12 protein-coding genes are annotated in these 20,863 nt (G+C 32.7%); 5 read left to right on the plus strand and 7 right to left on the minus strand.

Features of this window, described 5'->3' with window-relative positions; genetic code table 11:
* Positions 1-35: 35 nt before the first annotated feature.
* From AC2I98_RS08890 to AC2I98_RS08915, 6 genes are all read right to left on the minus strand, one after another.
* Complete coding sequence (locus tag AC2I98_RS08890) at positions 36-2,213, minus strand: glycoside hydrolase family 97 protein (RefSeq protein ID WP_486411349.1); 2,178 nt, start codon at positions 2,211-2,213, stop codon at positions 36-38.
* A gap of 244 nt (positions 2,214-2,457) precedes the next feature.
* The gene (locus AC2I98_RS08895; RefSeq protein WP_486411350.1) at positions 2,458-4,314 is read right to left on the minus strand and encodes a glycoside hydrolase family 13 protein; all 1,857 of its coding nucleotides are present in this window, start codon (positions 4,312-4,314) and stop codon (positions 2,458-2,460) included.
* A 319-nt stretch (positions 4,315-4,633) separates the two neighbouring features.
* Positions 4,634-6,931, minus strand: a complete 2,298-nt coding sequence (locus AC2I98_RS08900) for a glycoside hydrolase family 65 protein (protein ID WP_486411351.1) — start codon at positions 6,929-6,931, stop codon at positions 4,634-4,636.
* 27 nt (positions 6,932-6,958) lie between these two features.
* The gene (gene pgmB / locus AC2I98_RS08905; RefSeq protein WP_486411352.1) at positions 6,959-7,615 is read right to left on the minus strand and encodes a beta-phosphoglucomutase; all 657 of its coding nucleotides are present in this window, start codon (positions 7,613-7,615) and stop codon (positions 6,959-6,961) included.
* A gap of 4 nt (positions 7,616-7,619) precedes the next feature.
* Complete coding sequence (locus AC2I98_RS08910) at positions 7,620-8,966, minus strand: MFS transporter (RefSeq protein WP_486411353.1); 1,347 nt, start codon at positions 8,964-8,966, stop codon at positions 7,620-7,622.
* A gap of 160 nt (positions 8,967-9,126) precedes the next feature.
* Positions 9,127-10,146 (minus strand): LacI family DNA-binding transcriptional regulator, encoded by a 1,020-nt coding sequence (locus tag AC2I98_RS08915; RefSeq protein WP_486411354.1) that lies wholly within the window; start codon positions 10,144-10,146, stop codon positions 9,127-9,129.
* A 224-nt stretch (positions 10,147-10,370) separates the two neighbouring features.
* Here AC2I98_RS08915 and AC2I98_RS08920 point away from each other — a divergent pair, with 224 nt between their 5' ends.
* The 5 genes from AC2I98_RS08920 (at position 10,371) to AC2I98_RS08940 (ending at position 20,042) form a co-directional block, all read left to right on the plus strand.
* Entirely contained in the window at positions 10,371-13,292 is a 2,922-nt protein-coding gene (locus AC2I98_RS08920) for a SusC/RagA family TonB-linked outer membrane protein (protein WP_486411355.1), read from the plus strand.
* A gap of 10 nt (positions 13,293-13,302) precedes the next feature.
* Positions 13,303-14,928 carry a RagB/SusD family nutrient uptake outer membrane protein gene (locus tag AC2I98_RS08925; RefSeq protein WP_486411356.1) on the plus strand — a complete coding sequence of 542 codons (1,626 nt, stop codon included), beginning with the start codon at positions 13,303-13,305 and terminating at the stop codon, positions 14,926-14,928.
* A gap of 1 nt (position 14,929) precedes the next feature.
* Positions 14,930-15,997: a SusE domain-containing protein gene (locus tag AC2I98_RS08930; protein ID WP_486411357.1), complete on the plus strand. Its 1,068-nt coding sequence runs from the start codon at positions 14,930-14,932 to the stop codon at positions 15,995-15,997.
* Between the two features lie 89 nt (positions 15,998-16,086).
* A complete protein-coding gene (locus AC2I98_RS08935; protein WP_486411358.1) occupies positions 16,087-18,891 on the plus strand; it encodes an alpha-amylase family glycosyl hydrolase in 2,805 nt (934 codons plus the stop codon).
* Positions 18,892-19,007: 116 nt separating this feature from the next.
* Entirely contained in the window at positions 19,008-20,042 is a 1,035-nt protein-coding gene (locus AC2I98_RS08940; protein ID WP_486411359.1) for a sialidase family protein, read from the plus strand.
* 55 nt (positions 20,043-20,097) lie between these two features.
* Here the strand turns inward: AC2I98_RS08940 and AC2I98_RS08945 are convergent, their stop codons facing one another.
* Positions 20,098-20,814, minus strand: coding sequence for an LOG family protein (locus AC2I98_RS08945; RefSeq protein ID WP_486411360.1), 717 nt, complete (start codon positions 20,812-20,814; stop codon positions 20,098-20,100).
* Positions 20,815-20,863 lie beyond the last annotated feature (49 nt).

Consider the following 20,863-nt stretch of genomic DNA (forward strand, 5'->3'; position numbering starts at 1 on the left):
GAGAAATTTGTTACTCAATACTCATCACTCATTACTTATTTAATTTCTTTAATACTAATTGCAAAACCTCCACCAGCTTGAGATGTTAAATCTAAAACTGATTTTGCATCAACTTTTTTAGTTTCTATTTTATAGGCTTGAGGATTTGTTTTATAGTGCGCATCTTTTGCATCTGCATAAATTGTCGCTTCATATTTTTTCCCTTTCTCTAAGAAATCTAATTTGATTTTCGTTGAACGAGGAGTTTCACCATTTACATTTCCAATAAACCAGTTGTTTGAGTTTTTATCTTTACGTGCAATTGTTAGATATTTTCCTGGTTCAGCTTCCAAGTATTTAGAATCTTGCCAATCTACAGGCACATCTTTGATGAATTGAAATGCATCAGAAAATTGTTTGTAATGCTCAATAATATCAGCAGCCATTTGCAAAGGCGAATACATTGTTACGTACAAAGCCAATTGATTTGCAATTGTAGAATTAACATGTGAATGGTTGTTTGGATTTAATTTCTTTACATCCATTTCGAAAATACCAGGCGTATAATCCATTGGTCCACCTAAAAGACGCGTAAATGGTAAAATAGTTACGTGATTTGGTTTAGAACCTCCGAAAGCTTGGTATTCTGTTCCACGAGCAGATTCATTTCCAATTAAATTTGGCCAAGTACGTGCAACACCAGTAGGACGAACTGCTTCGTGTGCATTTACCATAATTTTATAATCAGCCGCTTTTTCAATTGCATATTGATAATGGTTGATTGTATTTTGGCTGTAATGATAATCTCCACGAGGAACGATATCTCCTACATATCCACTTTTTACAGAGGTATAACCATTATCATTCATAAATTTATATGCTTTGTCCAAATGTCTTTCGTAATTACGAATTGATCCCGAAGTTTCGTGGTGCATCATGATTTTTACACCTTTTGATTTTGCATAAGCATTTAACATTTTTACATCAAAATCTGGATAAGGCGTAACAAAATCGAATACGTAGTCTTTGTGATTTCCAAACCAATCTTCCCAACCTTCGTTCCATCCTTCTACTAAAACAGCATCAAAACCGTGCTCTGCAGCAAAATCAATGTATTCTTTTACATGTTCGTTATTTGCTCCATGTTTTCCATTAGGTTTTGCATTTTTATAATCTGTAACACCTAATTGTACCGTTGGAAATTCATCTGTATAAGCCCAAGAGCTTTTTCCTGTAATCATTTCCCACCAAACACCGATATATTTTACTGGTTTGATCCAAGAAGTGTCTTTAATTTTTGAAGGTTCATTTAAATTATATATTAATTGCGGACCTTTAAATGCAACTTCTCTTGCATCATCACTCGCAATAACTGTACGCCAAGGCGTATTAAAAGGTGCTTGTAAATAACCTTTATCTCCTAAAGCGTCTGGTGTTAACCACGATTCAAATGTTAATGTTTTATCATCTAAATTCAAACTCATTGCAGGATAATTAATCAATGCAGCTTCGTGTAAGTTGATGTAAAGACCATTTGTTGCTTTCATCATTAATGCTGTTTGTACACCAGTCTTTGAAAAAGCTTGTTGAGAAGCATTTCCAATGTAAGCTTTATCAAATAAACCTCTAATTTCAGATAATTTAGATTCTGTGTAATCGTATTCTTGTGTATCGTAATCTCCAGGAATCCAGAAAGCCGTGTGATCTCCAGCCATTGCAAACTGAGAATGCTCTTCTTTGATGACAAAATATTTCAAATTCTTTTGCTCTGGAAACTCGTAACGGAAACCTAAACCTTCGTTGAACAAACGAAAACGAATAATCATTTGACGATCTGTATTTGGTTGAGAAACTGTAACAGCTAATTCATTGAAATTATTTCTGATTTTATCTACTTCTCCCCAAACTGGTTTCCATGTTTCGTCGAATGTTGAAGTTTTAGTATCAATGATTTTAAACCCAGATAAAAAGTTCGCAATATCTTTTGCCTTTTCATCCTCTACACGATCTTGAACTGCAAAGTCCATTTCTTTATGTTTCGTTTTAAACTCAAATCCCAAATGACTTGGTTTCACTACATCTTTGCCTTTGAACTTTAATTGATAGGTTGGCTTTCCATCTTTTGACAATGAAAAATCCATCACGAAATTTCCATTCGGTGATTTCAACTCTTGTCCATAAACCATATTCATCATTGCGATCCCTAAACCAAGTATAAACTTAAAGTTTTTCATATTTCTTGTTTTTGTTTTTTACATTTTGTTAGATTCCTCCATTCGTCGGAATGACATTTACTTTATTATTTTTAATGAAATTGTCATTCTGAGTTTATCGAAGAATCTTTTTTAATTCTCTTTTAAGATAACTTTATTTATTCGTCATTTCAAGTGATTCTGATAAGAATCGTATCTAGAAATTAGACGAATTATTCACATTTTACTTCTCGATATAAATTCACTCGAAGTAACGTGAAACGTTTTACTTTCTAAGTTCAATAATCATTGATGTTTTACCATCAATTGAAATTTCTCCATTTGAATTAATTGGAAATGTTTTCTCAGAAATAATATCTTTTCCTGAAGTTATTCCAATTAATGATTCTGCAAAACGATCCAATTTGAACGTTTGTTTTTCTGGATTTGCATTCAAAATAACCATTACAGATTCTTTTTCATTGTATCTGAAATACACGTAAACATTTTTCTGAGGCATATAATGTTTCGTTTTTCCTGAATGAATAACTTCTTTGTTTTTTCTCCAATTAAAAAGTTTTGCTGTAAAATCGTGAAAAGATTTCTGTTCAGCTGTTCTTCCTTCAGTTGTGAAAGCATTTTGCTGATCTGATTTCCATCCTCCAGGAAAATCGCGACGAATATCTGCATCCCCTTTACTTTTATCACCACGCATTCCTATTTCAGAACCATAATAAACTTGTGGAATTCCACGAACAGTAGAAATTAATGATAAACCCAGTTTATAATCATTAATATTCCCATTCATAATTTCGTTCCATCGCTCTGTATCATGATTTTCCATGAACACAAACATGTTGTTGACATTTGGATACAAGAAATCATTCGTGAATGAATTGTATAATTTTATCATTCCTCCATCCCAAGACTCTTCTTCTTTGATTGCTTTTGGTAATTCTGAAAATAAATTAAAATCCATTACAGAAGGTAAATGCGAATTATAATGATCTATTTCTGCAATTTTAGAATCTTTTTGCCAATAAGAAATATGTGCTGGCGAATACATCCAAGCTTCTCCTACGACATTAAAATTTGGATATTCATCTGTAATTGCTTTCACCCATTTTGCCATTCCAACTTTATCATTGTACGGATAGGTATCTACACGCATTCCTCCTAATTCTGCATATTCTATCCACCAAATTGCATTTTGCGTCAGATAATTTAACACCAATGGATTCGATTGATTCATATCTGGCATTGATAAATCAAACCAACCATTCAGAGCTTCTTTTTTATCGACTTCTGCAACATTTGTATCAAACTGAGAAGTTGTACGATAATTAGAACGTTTAAAACCTTTTAGACCTCCGTCAGGAAATTGATGAATCCAATCTTGAGAAGGTAAATCTTGAATCATCCAATGCGATAATCCCCAGTGATTGGTAACATAATCTTGAATCAACATCATTCCACGTTGATTTAATTTTTGAGATAATTCGCGATAATCTTCATTCGATCCGTATCGTCCATCAATTTTATACAAATCTGTTTGCGCATAACCATGATACGAATGTTGCTTTTCATTATCCTCGTTAACTGGCGTTAACCAAACTGCTGTTGCACCAAGATTTTGCAAATAATCTAAATTGTTGATAATTCCTCGTAAATCTCCTCCGTGGCGACTATCTGGAATAGAACGATTTGCTTTATCTGTTAATTCTTTCTTCGAATCATTACTTTCGTCTCCATTTGCGAAACGATCTGGCATAATCAAATACACAATATCCTTTGACGTAAAAGAAGTACGGTTTGCAGAATTTGCCTTACGTTCTTTTAATTCGTACGTGTACGAATCAACAACTTTATTTTTGTTTTTGATGTTAATTTTGAACGATGATTTATTTACATCATTCGTATTAACTGTTACAAAAACATAATTTGGATTTTCTGTTTTCTGAATATCTTTGATCTTTATTTGATCTGATAACTCAATATTGTATTTACTTATATCTTTTCCGTAAACCAGAATTTGAACTTCCGGATTTTTCATCCCTTTCCACCAAAACATAGGCTCTACTTTTTGAATTTGAGCAAAAGCAAAGGTTGATAAGAAAGAGGTTAATACGAATAGTTTTTTCATTTTGTTTGTTTTTTATTTTGTCAAGTTGAACTTGATTCAACTTCTCATCTTCATTATATGATTTTGCACTTCGACAAGCTCAGTGTGACAGTTCAAAATGCCATTTTTCGTCAGTTCGAGTATTTAAAATGATTGTTATAATCTTTTTAAATGTATCGAGAACTTAGATGAATTCCCGTCTTACTTCTCGATACAAATTTTCTCCATTTTCATTTCAAAAATTCACTCGAAGTGACGTGAAATTATAATTTCAAACGTACTACTTTAAATAAAAATACCTCGAAAGCGATTGCCTTCAAGGTATTTAATTTTCCCTTTATTAAATCGAAGGCTGAACAACAACTTTTTGATCGAAAACATAAACCTCTAACGGTTTTGTTCCTTCCAATTCAAAAGTTGTTTCTCCTTTATTTACAATAACTTTTAGGATTTGATTACGGAAATTGATTTTAAATGAAAATCCTTTCCATTGTTCTGGCAAACGTGGTTCAAAATATAATGTATCATTTTTCACACGCATTCCTCCAAATCCTTCTACAATCGACATCCAAGTTCCTGCCATAGACGTAATGTGTAAACCTTCGTGAACTTCTTTATTATAATCATCTAAATCAAGACGAGAAGTTCTCAAATAAAATGTATATGCTTGTTCCATTCTTCCTAACGTTGCCGCTTGAATTGAATGCACACAAGGTGATAATGACGATTCGTGAACTGTTAATGGCTCATAGAAATCGAAGTGTTTTTCTAATTGTTCTTTCGAAAATTGATCTTCGAAATAATAGAATGATTGTAAAACATCTGCTTGTTTAATATAAGCTGAACGTAAAATTCTATCCCAAGACCATTTTTGATTAATTGGTCGTTCTTCATTAGATAATTCTGAAACTGGTGTTAAATCTTTATCCAAGAAACCGTCTTGTTGCAAGTAAACATCAAATTCTTCGCTAAATGGAAAATAGATATTCGCTGCAACTTCTTTCATTTCTGCTAATTCTGCATCAGTAACATTTGTTTTCGCGACAATGCGTGCAAAATCTTCAGGATAATTTGTCTTAACATTTTCAACTTGTTCAATCAAATAATTCATACACCATTGTGCACAATAATTTGAATGGAAGTTGTTATTCACATTGTTCTCGTACTCGTTAGGCCCAGTTACACCCAACATTACGTATTGTTTTTTATCGTTTGACCAATTGACACGTTGTTTCCAGAAACGAGCAATTCCTAATAAAACTTCTAAACCAGCTTCAGGAATATACGACTCATCACCCGTAAAACGAGTATAATTAAAGATTGCAAAAGCGATTGCTCCATTACGGTGAATTTCTTCGAAGGTAATTTCCCATTCATTGTGGCATTCTTCTCCGTTCATCGTTACCATAGGATATAAAGCTGCTCCGTTTTTGAAACCTAATTTTTCTCCATTTTCTATGGCTTTATCTAACTGATTAAAACGATACATTAACAAGTTTCGGGCAACTTCTTGATTTTTTGTCACCATATAAAAAGGTAAACAATAAGCTTCTGTATCCCAATAAGTAGAACCTCCATATTTTTCCCCTGTAAAGCCTTTTGGACCGATATTCAATCGTGCATCTTTACCAGAATACGTTTGGTTTAATTGAAAAATATTAAAACGAATTCCTTGTTGCGCTTTTACATCGCCTTCTATCGTAATATCAGCCATTTCCCATGTCTTCGCCCACGCTTCTTTTTGGTTTATTAACAATTGTTGATAACCTAACTGATTCGCTTTTGCCAAAACATTTTCTGCTGTCGAAACTAATTCATTTTCGTTATGATTTGTCGATACAACGTAACCACCAAATTTCTGAATAGTTGCAACTTCATTCGCTTTTACATTAATTTCATATGTAAATTCAACTTTCCAATCTGTTTTTGATGATTGAATTGGAGCAATTGTTTGTTTTTCTTGATTGATAAAAAATGCGTTTTGCATATACGTTACCACATTAAAATGTGTTTTGAACGTACGAGCTTGTACAAAACCTTGTTCACCTTTTATTTCTGAGTCAACCGATTCCCAAAATATTTCCTCCCAATTGGCATCCTCATTTTTTACATGCGCATCAACATAAGGTTTATAGATAATTTTCGCATCACCATTTAGCGGTTTGATATCATATATGATCACACCTAATTCATCTAAATCAGCTGACAGAAAACGGCTAACATTTACATCTATTTCTAATCCAGATGCTAAAACTGCTTGAAAAGAACGATTTAAAACTCCTTCTTTCATGTTCAGTTCACGACGGAAATTTTTGATTTCTATACATGTATTCAAATCGAATTGTTCACCGTTAATTTCGATGTCAATTCCGATCCAAACAGGTGCATTAAGTACTTTTGCAAAATATTCTGGATAACCATTTTTCCACCATCCTACTTTTGTTTTGTCAGGATAATAAACTCCAGCAATATAACTTCCTTGAAAAGTATCTCCTGAATAGAATTCTTCGAAATTCGCACGTTGTCCCATCGCACCATTTCCGATAGAAAATAAACTTTCAGACGATTTTACACGATCTTTTTCAAACCCTTCTTCGATAATTGACCATTCATTCGGGATGATATAATCTTGATTCATTTTTGTTCTTGTATGTTGATTGTAAAATTATTGATTGATTAATTCTATTAAGAATTCTTCTGTGATTTCAGTAAAGTTGTTGAAATTGTATTTTGCTTCATTTAAAACAGAAGCTTCTCCGATTCCTATACTTATCATTCCCGCATTATTAGCTGCTTGAATACCTGCAACCGAATCCTCAAAAACAATTGCATTTTCATTTGGTTGATTTGCTTTTTTTGCTCCAACGATAAACACTTCTGGATCTGGTTTCGCGTTAGAAACATCATTACCATCTACGATATCATCAAAATAGTTTAGAATATTTACTTTTTCTAAAATTGGTCGTGCATTTTTAGATGCAGATCCCAAAACAATTGGCTGATTGTTTCCTTTCAAAAAGTTAAGTACGTACATCACTCCAGGAAGAATTTCAGAATCATCCATCTTATTGATATACTCTAAATAATCTTCGTTTTTCTGAGTTAACCATTGTTCTTTTTGTTTATCCGTAGCGGTTACATTTCCTAAGCCAAGAATAATTTCTAATGAACGCACACGAGAAACACCTTTTAATAATTCGTTATGTTCGTGTGTAAAGTTGATATTAAGTGCATTTGCAATTTTTTGCCATGCTAAAAAATGATATTTTGCGGTGTCTACTATTACACCGTCTAAATCGAAAATAAATGCTTTAGTTTTCAAGATTTTATGCTTTGATTGGTTTTTCATCGTCTTGTACACGTTGTACTAACAATGCAGCAATTATAAAAGCTACACCACTTGTCATGATCGCGTAAATTGGATCTCCACCATAAATATATTTAACAATAGGTCCTCCTAAAATAGAATTGATGATTTGAGGAATACAAATGAAGAAATTGAATATTCCCATATAAACACCCATTTTTCGTGCAGGAATTGCTCCTGCCAACATCGCATAAGGCATTGCTAAAATACTTGCCCATGCAACACCTACTCCAACCATAGAAAGAATTAGTAGGTTTGGATTGTCTATAAAATAAATTGAGATTAATCCTATTCCACCCACAATTAATGAGAAAGTATGCGTTGTTTTTCGACCAATTTTTAAGGCTAATGCTGGTAAAAAGAAGGCGAAAATTGCTGATACTGCATTATAAACTCCAAAAATAATTCCGACCCAATCTCCCGCTTCGTTATACGTTGCAGATGAAGTATCAGAAAGTGGAAGTTTATAAACATGATGTGCAATCGCAGGTGTAGCAAAAACCCACATCCCAAACAATCCAAACCATGTGAAAAATTGAACCCATCCCAATTGTTTCATTGTTTTTGGCATGTTACCAAAATCTTTAAAAATTTGAGATAAAGTTGCTTGTTCTTCCTGTACAATTTCTTTTCCTTCAACTCTATCAAAAGCTTCTAACTCTGCTGGAGAATATTCTTTTGTTGTTGTAACTGTTACAATCACAGACAGAATTAAAACCACTGCTCCGATGATGAAAGATAAAATTAAATGAAACGGAACCTGACCTTCTGCAGCTACACTACTTATTCCAAGCCAATTACTCAAAATATAGGGTAACCACGATCCTAATACGGCTCCAAAACCAATTAATGCTGTTTGAATAGAAAAACCTAATGTTCGTTGATCTGATGGTAAAACGTCTGCTACTAATGCCCGAAAAGGTTCCATAGCGATATTGAACGAAGCGTCCATAATCATCAAAAAACCTGCTCCCATCCACAATGCAGGCAACAATGCAGTAAACGCACCAGCCTGAGGCATCAGAATTAATCCGATACTTGCCAATACAGCTCCAACTAAAAAATAAGGTTTACGGCGACCAAAACGTCCCCATGTTTTATCAGAATAATGTCCAATAATAGGCTGAACAATCAAACCCATTAATGGAGCTACAATCCAAAACCAAGACAAATGGTGTACATCTGCACCAAATGTTTGTAGAATTCTACTGGCATTTGCATTCTGTAAGGCAAATCCCATTTGGATTCCGAAATATCCGAAACTTAAGTTCCAAATTTCCCAAAAACCTAATCTACGCTTTTCCATTATCGTAATTATTTTTAATTATTTACGATAAGCGTTTCAGCTTATCAAAACTATATTTTTTTATTTGAGAAGTAAAAATATGTTTTGATTTGATTACAATGTTAAAACATTTTTTCGGGATTATTGCAACTGTAACAATTATTTAACCAAAAAAAACTTACTAAATCGTTGTAGTTTCTCTGTGTAATAATTCAGTACCTACAACTTCGGTTATATAGTGTTCATGTTCATTTTCTGACTCTAATTTTTGTATTAAAAGTCGGGCAGCAATTTCACCCATTTTAAATGCATTTTGTTTAACTGTAGAAATGCTTGGAATTGAGTTTTTTGAAATCACCCCATCTGTAAAAGCAATGAGATGTAAATCTTCTGGAACCTTGATTCCTTTTTTCAATGCAGTTCTTAACACTTTCACAGCGTACAATTCGTTCACAGCCATTACAGCATCAAATTTATTGTTTTCGAAAAAATCATCAATCATAGTGTCTAATTGACTCTCATCTTCTACTCTTAATATCAAATTTTCGTCAATCGCAATTCCGTTTGCTTCTAAAGTTCTTTTATAACCTTCTGTTCTTAACCTTCCTACGCTTATATAATCAGGCGTTGTAATAAAGCCAATTTTCTTACGTCCTTTGCTTATAAAATATTGTATTGCCTCTTGTGTAGCAAGTACATCATCAATAATTACTTTATCTGTATAAACTTCGCGCGTAACACGATCAAACATAACAACAGGCATTCCTTGATTGATAATTTCTTTGATGTGATGATAGTCCTTTTTAGATTGAGTTTCTTTAGAAAGGGATATAACAAACCCGTCTATACTACCAGATGCTAACATTTCCATGTTAAGTACTTCGCGTTCGTAAGACTCGTTTGATAAACAAATTAAAACATTGTAACCATATTGATTTGCTAAATTTTCGATACCACTAATAACCATAGCGAAAAAATCGTGAACAATTTCGGGAATGATCACTGCAATGGTTTTCGTTTTGCGATTCTTAAGACTTAACGCAATATTGTTCGGTTTGTAATTATACAATTTTGCAAATGCCTGAATTTTATTTCGGGTTGCTTCACTAATTTCTTCACTATTCTTCAAAGCCTTAGAAACCGTTGATATCGAAACGTCTAACTCCTTTGCAATTTGTTTTAATGTCAAATTCTTTTTCATAATATTCTTTCTACCTAAACCATCAATCTTATTCTACTAATTTCCGTCTTTTTTATTTAAAATTAACAACCTTCTTTAAATAATTTAATTATTTATTAACACGAAAACGTTTTCGTGACACTTATCGGTGTACAGCATACACAATCAATCAATTAAACGACTTACATTTGGTAATGAGAAGTAAAAATATAAATTAAAAATTAACGAAACAAAACGGAAAATATATGAGGATTTTAAAACAATCTCTTCTTGCATTAGTTTTATCAAGCCCTGCTATTTTATCAGCTCAAACAGCGGTAAAAGGAACAGTATATGATAGCACAAATGCAATTCTTGCTGGAGCTGATGTTTCGAACATCACAACAGGAGAATCTACGATTTCTGATGATAAAGGTAATTTTTCATTAGAAGCAAATGATGGTGATGTTATTGTAATCAGTTTTTTTGGTTATGATGATCAAGAATTGACATATGCTGGACAGACACAATTGCAGCTTCGTCTATCTAAAACAACTGAAAACTTAAAAGAAGTTGTGATTATTGGATATGGAACAGCTAAAAAAGAAGATGTTACAGGCTCTGTAAACCAATTAAATTCAGAGGACTTCAACAAAGGATCTATTACTTCTGCACAAGAATTAATGACTGGAAAAATTGCTGGTGTTGTTGTAACATCTGGTGGTGGAGCTCCTGGAGATGGTCAAAATATATTGATTCGTGGAAACAGTTCTTTATCATTAAGCTCTCAACCTTTATATGTAGTTGATGGTGTTCCATTAGGAGACTCTAACATTGGAGGTTCTCGTAATCCATTAGATTTCTTGAATCCAAATGATATCGAGACAATGACTATTCTAAAGGACGCTTCTGCAACTGCTATTTACGGTTCTCGCGCAGCGAATGGTGTTGTTATGATTACAACTAAAAAAGGAAAAGGAAAACAATTTAAATTCAATTATAATTCAACTACATCAATTTATCAACCAGAAGGTTATATTGATATGATGAATGCAGATCAATTCCGTGAATTAGTAAGAAGCGTAGGTACACCTGTAGAAATTGCTCGTTTAGGAAATGCAAATACAGATTGGCAAAAAGAAGTGTATAAAACTGCTATTGGTTTTGATCACAACTTTAGCGCAACAGGAAATATTGGAGGAAATATGCCTTCACGTTTTTCTGTATCAAACACTGATCAAGATGGTATTTTGAAAGGAGACAATATCAATCGTACAACTTTATCGATGAATCTAAACCCAACTTTCTTAGATAATCATTTGAAGTTTGAATTAAATGCTCGTGGTTCTTATATTGAAAATCAATTCGCGAATCGTGGAGCTATTGGTGCAGCATTAGAATACGATCCTACACAACCTATTTATTCTGGAGCAAATATTTATGGAGGATATCATACTTGGATGGATGGAGCTGTAAAACACAACTTAGCACCAACAAATCCTGTTGCATTAATTAACGAATTTAGCGATACTTCTGAAGTTCGTCGTTTTGTTGGAAATGCAAAAATGGATTATAAATTACATTTCTTACCATCTGTAACAGCTACAGTAAATGTAGGATATGATATTTCTAATTCTAACGGTCGTTCTGTTACAACTGAAAATATGCCAAACTCTTCTTTAACTTGGGATGGAGCATATACTAATTTTAGCGATCAATATTATAATAAACTTTTTGATGCATACCTAACTTATGACCAAGACTTCGGTCGTCATAACGTAAAAGTTATGGGAGGTTATAGTTATCAATACTTCAATACATATAAATATAGTTATGATGGTGAATTGGAACAACAAAATGCAGATGAGTTTGAGTTTGTAGATAGAGATCATTTTACAACGTTATCTTATTTCGGAAGATTCAACTATAGTTTTGATAATAAATATGTATTAACTGCTACTTTACGTGCCGATGCTTCTTCTAAATTTGGTCCATCAATGAACAAAAAATGGGGATATTTCCCATCAGCAGCCTTTGCTTGGAATGTGACAAAAGAAGATTTCTTAAAAGGAAGTACTGTTGTAAATGATTTAAAATTACGTATTGGTTATGGTGAAGTAGGTAATGTTGGAGGATTAGGAAACTTCCAATATTTAACACGTTACAACGGATCTCAATCAACTGCGTATTATCAATTTGGTTCTACTTTTTATCAAACATATCGTCCTCAACCTTTTAATGGAGATTTGAAATGGGAAATTTCGAATACTTTAAATGCAGGTATTGATTACTCTTTGTTCAGAAATAGAATTTACGGAACATTTGATGTTTATCAAAAGAAAACGAAAGACTTAATTGCAAGTGTTTATGTAGACCCATTTACAAACTTTGGAAATATGATCGATAAAAATATCGGTGATATGGAAAATAAAGGAGTTGAGTTTAGCATTAATGCTGATATCATAAAAACAAAAGATTTCGACTGGTCATTTGGTTACAACATTGCTTACAATGATAACAAAATTGTAAACTTACCTACTGATAACTTAACAGGTGGAATTGATGGAGGAACAGGAAACAACATTCAAATTCAACGCGAGGGTTATGCTCCATTTAGTTTCTATGTATACAAACAAGTTTACGATGCAAACGGAAGACCTATCGAAGGAGCTTATGAGGATTTAAACAATGATGGCGTTATCAATAACAGCGATCGTTATATTCACAAAAGTCCTTTTGCTGATGTAACAATGGGATTCAATACTTATTTCCGTTACAAGAATTGGGATTTATCAGCTACAGCACGTGCTAGTTTAGGTAACTATGCCTACAACAATATGGCGTCATCTAAAGGATACAGTAGAAAAGCAACTGGAAACGGACAAAACTACTTATCTAATGTGCATACAAGTTACTACAACACTGGTTTTACAAGCATAACAGAAACTAATTTATTAAGTGATTATTTCATCGAAGATGCTTCGTTCTTCCGTATTGATAATATTACATTAGGTTATAATCTAAAACAAGCCATTAAAGGTATGGATGTACGTCTATACGGAGCTGTTCAGAATGTAGCTGTTTTTACAAATTACAGTGGATTAGATCCTGAAATGTATAGAGGAATTGATAATGGTTTTTATCCAAGACCAAGAACATATGTATTTGGTTTAAATGTTAACTTCTAAGAGAACAATTATGAAAAAGAATAAAATTTCTAAATATATATTAGCTGCTGTATTAGCTTTTTCTATCTCATCTTGTCATGATGATTTAGATCTAATGCCAAACGATCCAGATATTTATACAGAATTTGATGTATTTAAAAATCCTATTGAAGCTAAATCTGCTTTAGCAAAAGTATATGCTTCATTAGCTTTAACAGGTCAAAAAGGTCCTGCTGGAGATGGAGATATTCAAGGTATAGATGAAGGTGCTTCTCAATACACTCGTTTAATGTTTAATCTTAATGTATTAACAACAGACGAATCTATCGTTGGTTGGGGAGATACAGGTTTACCAGATCTACATGGTATGTCGTGGAGTGCAAGCAACAGTTTTGTTGAAGCAATGTATTACCGTTTAGCACAAACTGTTTCTTTCTCTAACTCATTTATTTCAAATGCAAAAACATTAGGAGAGACAGATCAAGATGTAAAATCTTACATTGCCGAAGCGCGTTTTATTCGTGCCTATGCATATTATAATTTAATAGATTTATTCGCAAATGTACCTTTGGTAACGAATGTTACTTCTGAATTACCAAAACAAAGCAATCGTCAAGAACTATTTACTTTTGTTGAAACTGAATTAAAAGAAATTGAGACTGAATTAAAAGAAGGTCGTGCAAACGAATATGGACGAGTTGATAAAGTAGCTGCTCAAGCTCTATTATCTCGCTTATATTTAAATGCTGAAACATGGATTGGTCAACCTAAGTATACTGAATCTATTACTTATTCTAAGTTAGCTATGCAATCTTCATACAAGATTAATACAACTGACGTAAATAAAAATGGTTCTGCGTATGACGAATTATTTTTAGCAGATAACGATGTCAACGGTGCTCAAAATGAAGCTATTTTCACTCTGAATTTTGATGGAAATAACTCTAGAACTTACGGAGGATCTACATTCTTAGTTAAAGCATCAATCGGTGGTAATATGAAAGCAGGAGATTATGGTGTTAACGGTGGTTGGGGAGGTCCTCGATCTACAAAAGCCTTAGTTAACCAATTTAGTGATGCTGTTACAACAAGAAATAGTGAAGGAAATCCTATTGCATGGAGAGATAAACGCGCCATGTTCTTTACAGATGGTCAAACATACGAAATCAATAACGTTGGTACATTTGGAGAAGGGTATGCTGTATACAAATGGTCGAACAAAAAGTCGACAGGAGGTAATGGTAATGATGCGACAGGAGAATATGTAGATACTGACATTCCAGTAATACGTCTTGCTGAAGTTTATTTAAACTATGCAGAAGCTGTTTTAAGAGGTGGCGCAGGTGGTGATAAAGCAACTGCACTTAATCTAGTAAACGCATTACGCGAACGTGGCTACGGAAATACAGCTGGTAATATTACAAATAGTCAATTAGATTTAGATTTCATTTTAGCAGAACGCTCTCGTGAAATGTATTGGGAAGGAACTCGTCGTACAGACTTAATTCGTTTCAAAAAATATGTATCTAGTTACAATTGGCCTTTCAAAGGAGGTGTTAAAAATGGAACTTCTGTTGATGCTACAAAAGCATTATTCCCAATTCCAAATAATATTATCGTAATCAATAAAAACTTAACTCAAAATCCTGGTTACTAATATGAAAAATTTTATAAAATATATTTCGTTAGCTTGCGCAAGCATTTTTGCGTTAAGCGCTTGTAATGACGATGAGGATATCATTCAATTAGATCCATCTACTTTTGTTGCTCCTGTAGTTACAGCTCCTACTTCTAACTCTATTGTATTATTAGAAGAAAATGCTGCATCTAATGCAATGACTGTAAAATGGTCTGCTGCTCAATATGGAGCTAATACTCCTCCTAAATATGAATTAGAGATTGATTTAGCTGGAAATAACTTTAAAAATGCAAAGATTGTAACTTCAACTTCTTCTACAACTGCAGATATTACAGTAAAAGAATTGAATTTAATCGCAACAGATTTAGGTTTAGAACCTTTTAAAGAAGGGCAATTAGAATATCGTGTTCTATCAACAGTTGGTACACCTGGTTCTCAACAATTAATTTCGAATGTTCTTCCATTAAAAGTTACTCCTTATCCAACAGATTTATCTACAAATTGGAGTGTAGTTGGATCTATCACTGGTTGGGCAGATGGAAAAGATATTCCTTTCTGGAAAACCGATGAAACAAACGTTTTTGTTGCTTACTTTGATGTAAACGAAGCTAATTCTGAAATCAAATTCCGTCAAGATGGAAAATGGGATGTAAACTACGGAGATAACGAACCAAGCACTATAAGCCCTGACGGAAATTCAATAAGTGGAGGTTTAGATAAAGGTGGTAGCAACATCAAAATTGCAAACATTGGTACATATAAAGCAACATTTGACCTTTCAAAACTTACGTATAAAATTGAAAAATACACGTGGGGATTAGTTGGAGACGCTACAGCTAATGGTTGGGGTGGACCAGACGAAAAACTATCTTACGATGGCACTATCGATTCTTGGGTAATTACTACGACTTTAAAAGCTGGTGAATATAAATTCCGATTAAATAATGATTGGGGAGTTAATTTCGGAGGAACAACTACTCCTGGAATTTTGACTGACAAAGATGGAGCTAACATCAAAATCACAGCTGGAAAATACAAAATCACAGCAAACTTCAACAAGAAAACTTATACAGTTGAAGCTCAATAATAATTTTTTCTCATAAAATTATACATTCAAAAAGCCATTAAAATTCATTTCTGTTATTTTAATGGCTTTTTTTCTAAAACCACACTCACATGAAAAACATTTTATTTTTTACATTGATGTTTTTTGTAATTATTTTTACAAAAGCACAAATTACAACTACTCCAACAATTCCAGAACCTGATCAACCAGTTACCATCTTTTTTGATAAAAACAATACTGGTTTGGCAAGTTACTCTGGTGATATTTATGCTCACACAGGTGTTACTGTAAATGGACAAGCTTGGCAAAACGTTATCGAATCGTGGGGAAATAATACGACTCAACCAAAATTAACATTGGTTTCAGGAACAACTTATAAATTAGAAATCCCGACATCTATCTACAGTTTTTACAAAATAGATCCTTCTAAAAATATCACTGCAATCAATGTTGTTTTTAGAAGTGCTAATGGACAACAACAAACTTCTGATTTAACAATTAATGTTGGTTCGTTTAAAGTAACATTAAATAATCCTGTAGAAAATAGTATTACAAATGTAACTTCTGGAGCAAGTTTCAACATCAAAGCAACTGCAACAAAAAATGCAAATTGGACATTAACTGCAAACGGAACTCAAATTGATGCTTTATCAAATTCTACAACTTTTGATAAAAATTATACAATTACATCAAACCAAACCTATATCTTAAAAGCAGAAAACAATGGACAAACAATCTCAAAATCTTTTCAAGTTTTTGTAAAACCAACAGTAAAAAATGTTGCGATTCCTTCTAATTTAAAACAAGGAATCAACTATGTTGATAATGATCCTACAAAAGCTTATTTGGTACTTTATGCACCACAGAAAGAATTTATTCACGTAATAGGATCATTCAATAATTGGCAAATCTCGGATCAATATGTGATGAATCGCGATATCACGAATAAAGATTTGTATTGGATAGAACTTAATAATCTGAAATCTGGAGAAGTCAATACATTTCAATACAGAACAAGTGATGGCGTAAAAACTGCTGATCCATATTCTACGTTGATCCTTTCTCCATACGACGATCCATATATTACGGCTACAACTTATCCAAACATGCCTATATATCCTGCAGGGCAACAGTTTGAAGTTTCTGTCTTACAAACAAATCAAGCTAAATACAATTGGAAAGTTCAAAATTTCGCAAAACCAAACAAAGAGAATTTAGTAATTTATGAATTATTGATTCGAGATTTTAACACAGCTAAAACGTGGGAATCTTTGATTAATGATTTTGATTATTTCAAGAAATTAAACATCAATGCAATCGAAATTATGCCTGTCATGGAATTCGAAGGAAATATTTCTTGGGGTTACAACACAGCATATCATTTAGCTTTAGATAAAGCTTACGGACCAGCTACAAAAATGAAAGAATTCATCGATTTGGCGCATCAAAACGGAATTGCAATTATTCTAGACGTTGCATTAAATCACGTTTATGGTCGTTCGCCTTTAGTAAGAATGTGGATGAATGATCCTGATGGAGATGGTTTCGGAGATCCAACCTCAACAAACCCATATGCAAATCAAGAAGCCAAACATAGTTACAATGTTGGTTACGATCTTAATCATCAATTAGCTCCAACACAATATTATATAAAAAGAACAATTGAACATTGGATAAACGAATTCAAAATTGACGGTATTCGTTGGGATTTAACAAAAGGATTTACTCAAAACTGTTTGCCTTCAGACGAAACGTGTACCAATAATTATCAAGCAGATCGTGTAGCTATTTTGAAAAAATATGCAGATGATCAATGGGCTGTTGATCCTACTTCTTATATTATTTTTGAACATTTAGGAAACAATGGTTCTGCACAAGAAGAAACAGAATGGGCAAATTATAGAATAAACGAAGGAAAAGGAATTATGCTTTGGGGAAAAGCGACAAACAATTTCAATCAGAATACAATGGGATATGCTTCAGATAGTAACTTTGATTGGTTAAAACATTCGGTAAAAGGTTTTACAAAAAAGCATTTAGTTGCTTATGCAGAAAGCCATGACGAAGAACGTTTAATGTATAAAAACTTACAATATGGAGCGACAAATGGATCGTATAATGTAAAAGATTTAAAAACTTCTTTGGAAAGACAAAAAGCTCTTGGTGCTGTTTTATTTACAATTCCTGGTCCTAAAATGTTATGGCAATTTGGTGAATTAGGTTACGATTATTCGATCAATCATTGTGAAGATGGTACAAATAGCGATGGTTGTAGAACAAATCCTAAACCGATTCCTTCTGAAATTGGTTACATAAATGATACTGATAGAAAAAGTGTTTACGATGTTTGGTCAAAAATTATTGGATTAAAACTAAATAATAAAGTTTTTGAAACTGATAATTATACGATTACTTCGGGAGATTTAAAACCTCGTATTCAGATTACAAATAATTTATTATCGTCGTCTGATTTATATGAGGTAATTGTAATTGCAAACTTTACAACATCAACTCAAAATATCGCACCTTTATTTCCTTTCGTTGGAAATTGGTACAATTTAATGGATAATACAACCTTAAATGTTACCAATACAAATTCAACTTTTACAGTTAGCTTAAATCCTGGAGAATTTAGAATTTTTGGAAACGCAAAAGCTAATTTATCAACAGATAATGTCAATATAAAAATTGATAAAATTACAGTAAGTCCAAATCCAGCAGCATCATTTTTTACTTTAACTACTGATACTCAAAAAATAAAGATTTATGATATTTCAGGTAAACTAGTTAAAGAATTTTCTGGCAGTTTTTCATCAACGCATCAGTTTAATATAAAAGAATTATCAAAAGGGATTTATATCCTCAATATCGAAACAAAAAACAATAAATCAACTACAAAATTGATTAAAAACTAATAAAAATCCCTTGATTTTATCAACTTTTAAAATCAAGGGATTTTTGCTTAAACCCATTATTCTTTATTCAGTTAATTCATAGAATAATTAATATCTTGTGGATTAATTTACAAACCATGTCACAGAAGAAAATTTTACTTGGGCTTTTTTCCTTCATTTTTTCATTAGGATTTGCCCAAACTAACAAACACGTTTTATTTACAAGTAAAAATCAAACCGATGTCAAATGTTATCGCATTCCAAGCATTATTACGTCTAATAATGGAACTTTAATTGCAGCAATTGATGAGCGTGTCCCAAATTGTGGAGATTTACTTTACAATCATGATATCAATATTGTGATTAGAACAAGCCATGATAAAGGAAAAACTTGGTCAGAAATAAAACGAATTGTAGATTTCCCATACAAAGAATCTGCTTCGGATGTGTCGATGGTTTTGGACGAAAAAACAAAAGAAATCTTTCTTTTTTACAATTATATGAACCATAAAATTGCAAAAAACGAATTTAGACTTCACTTTATCAAAAGTGCAGACAATGGAGAAACTTGGTCGAAACCACAAGATATAACAGATCAAATCACACCAAATGAATGGAAAAAAGATTTTAAATTTATTACTTCTGGTCGAGGTTTTTATTCCAAAGAAGGCTGGATTCTGAATACCTTAGTTCGACTAAAAGATGGTGTATATGTTTTCGGAAGTAAAGATCACGGAAAAACATGGGAACGAATTTCGAGTGTAGCTGCTAACGCTGATGAAACGAATATTATTCAACTTTCGAACAAAGATTGGTTATTGAATGCTCGTATTCAGAATGCAGGTTATCGCAAAATTTTCACATCAAGTGATCAAGGAAAAACATGGACTTCTAAAATGGAAGAACAATTAATTGATCCGACTTGTAATGCTTCAACATTAGTCTTAGGAAAAAATATTGTATTTAGTAATTTACATGATCCAAAAGAAAGACAAAATTTAGGTTTAAAAATTAGTAAAGATCAAGCCAAAACATGGAATTTCGTTAAAACAATTGACCCTAAATCTTCGGCTTATTCTGTCTTGACAAATATCTCAAAAAATAAAGTTGGTATTTTTTACGAAGCAGATGATTACCAAGATATGATATTTGAAGTAGTCGATTTAAAATAAATAACAACGATTTAAACATAAAAAAACCTCATCAATAGATGAGGTTTTTCTTGTCTTAAAAATTAAGCTTGATATTATATTTTTCGTAGAAATTCTTGATATGAGCAACTGCTTCTTCAGCCGTATCAACCAAACGGAAAAGATCCAAATCTTTTTCAGAAATATACCCTTCTTTCAAAACTGTTTCTTTAATCCAATCGATTAAACCTGACCAATATTCAGTTCCGACTAAAACTATCGGAAAACGTCCAGTTTTCTTTGTTTGCACCAATGTCATCGACTCAAATAATTCGTCCAATGTTCCGAAACCTCCTGGCATTCCAATAAATCCTTGCGAATATTTTACAAACATTACTTTTCGTGCAAAGAAATAATCAAAATTAATTTCATATTCGCGGTCAATGTATTTGTTCAATTCAGTTTCGAAAGGCAATGTAATTCCTAATCCAACAGAAGTTCCTCCACCCTTTTGCGCTCCTTTGTTTGCAGCTTCCATAATTGCTGGTCCTCCACCAGTAATTACACCAAAACCAATTTGCGTTAATCGATATGCAATATCTTCTGCTAAAGCGTAATAAGGATGATCTGGTGAAGTTCTTGCCGAACCAAAAATAGACACACAAGGTCCTATTTTAGACATTACTTCGTACCCATTTACAAATTCTGCCATAATCTTGAACAATGCCCAAGAATCATTTATTCTAATCTCGTTCCAATCTTTTGGTCGAAACGGCGATTGTATTCTATCGTCTTCTCTTTCTTTATCTGTCATAGTATTTTAATAAAAAAACCGTAACAAAAATGCTACGGTTCAATATACA

The sequence above is a fragment of the Empedobacter sp. EJD.6dd genome, from assembly GCF_057369435.1.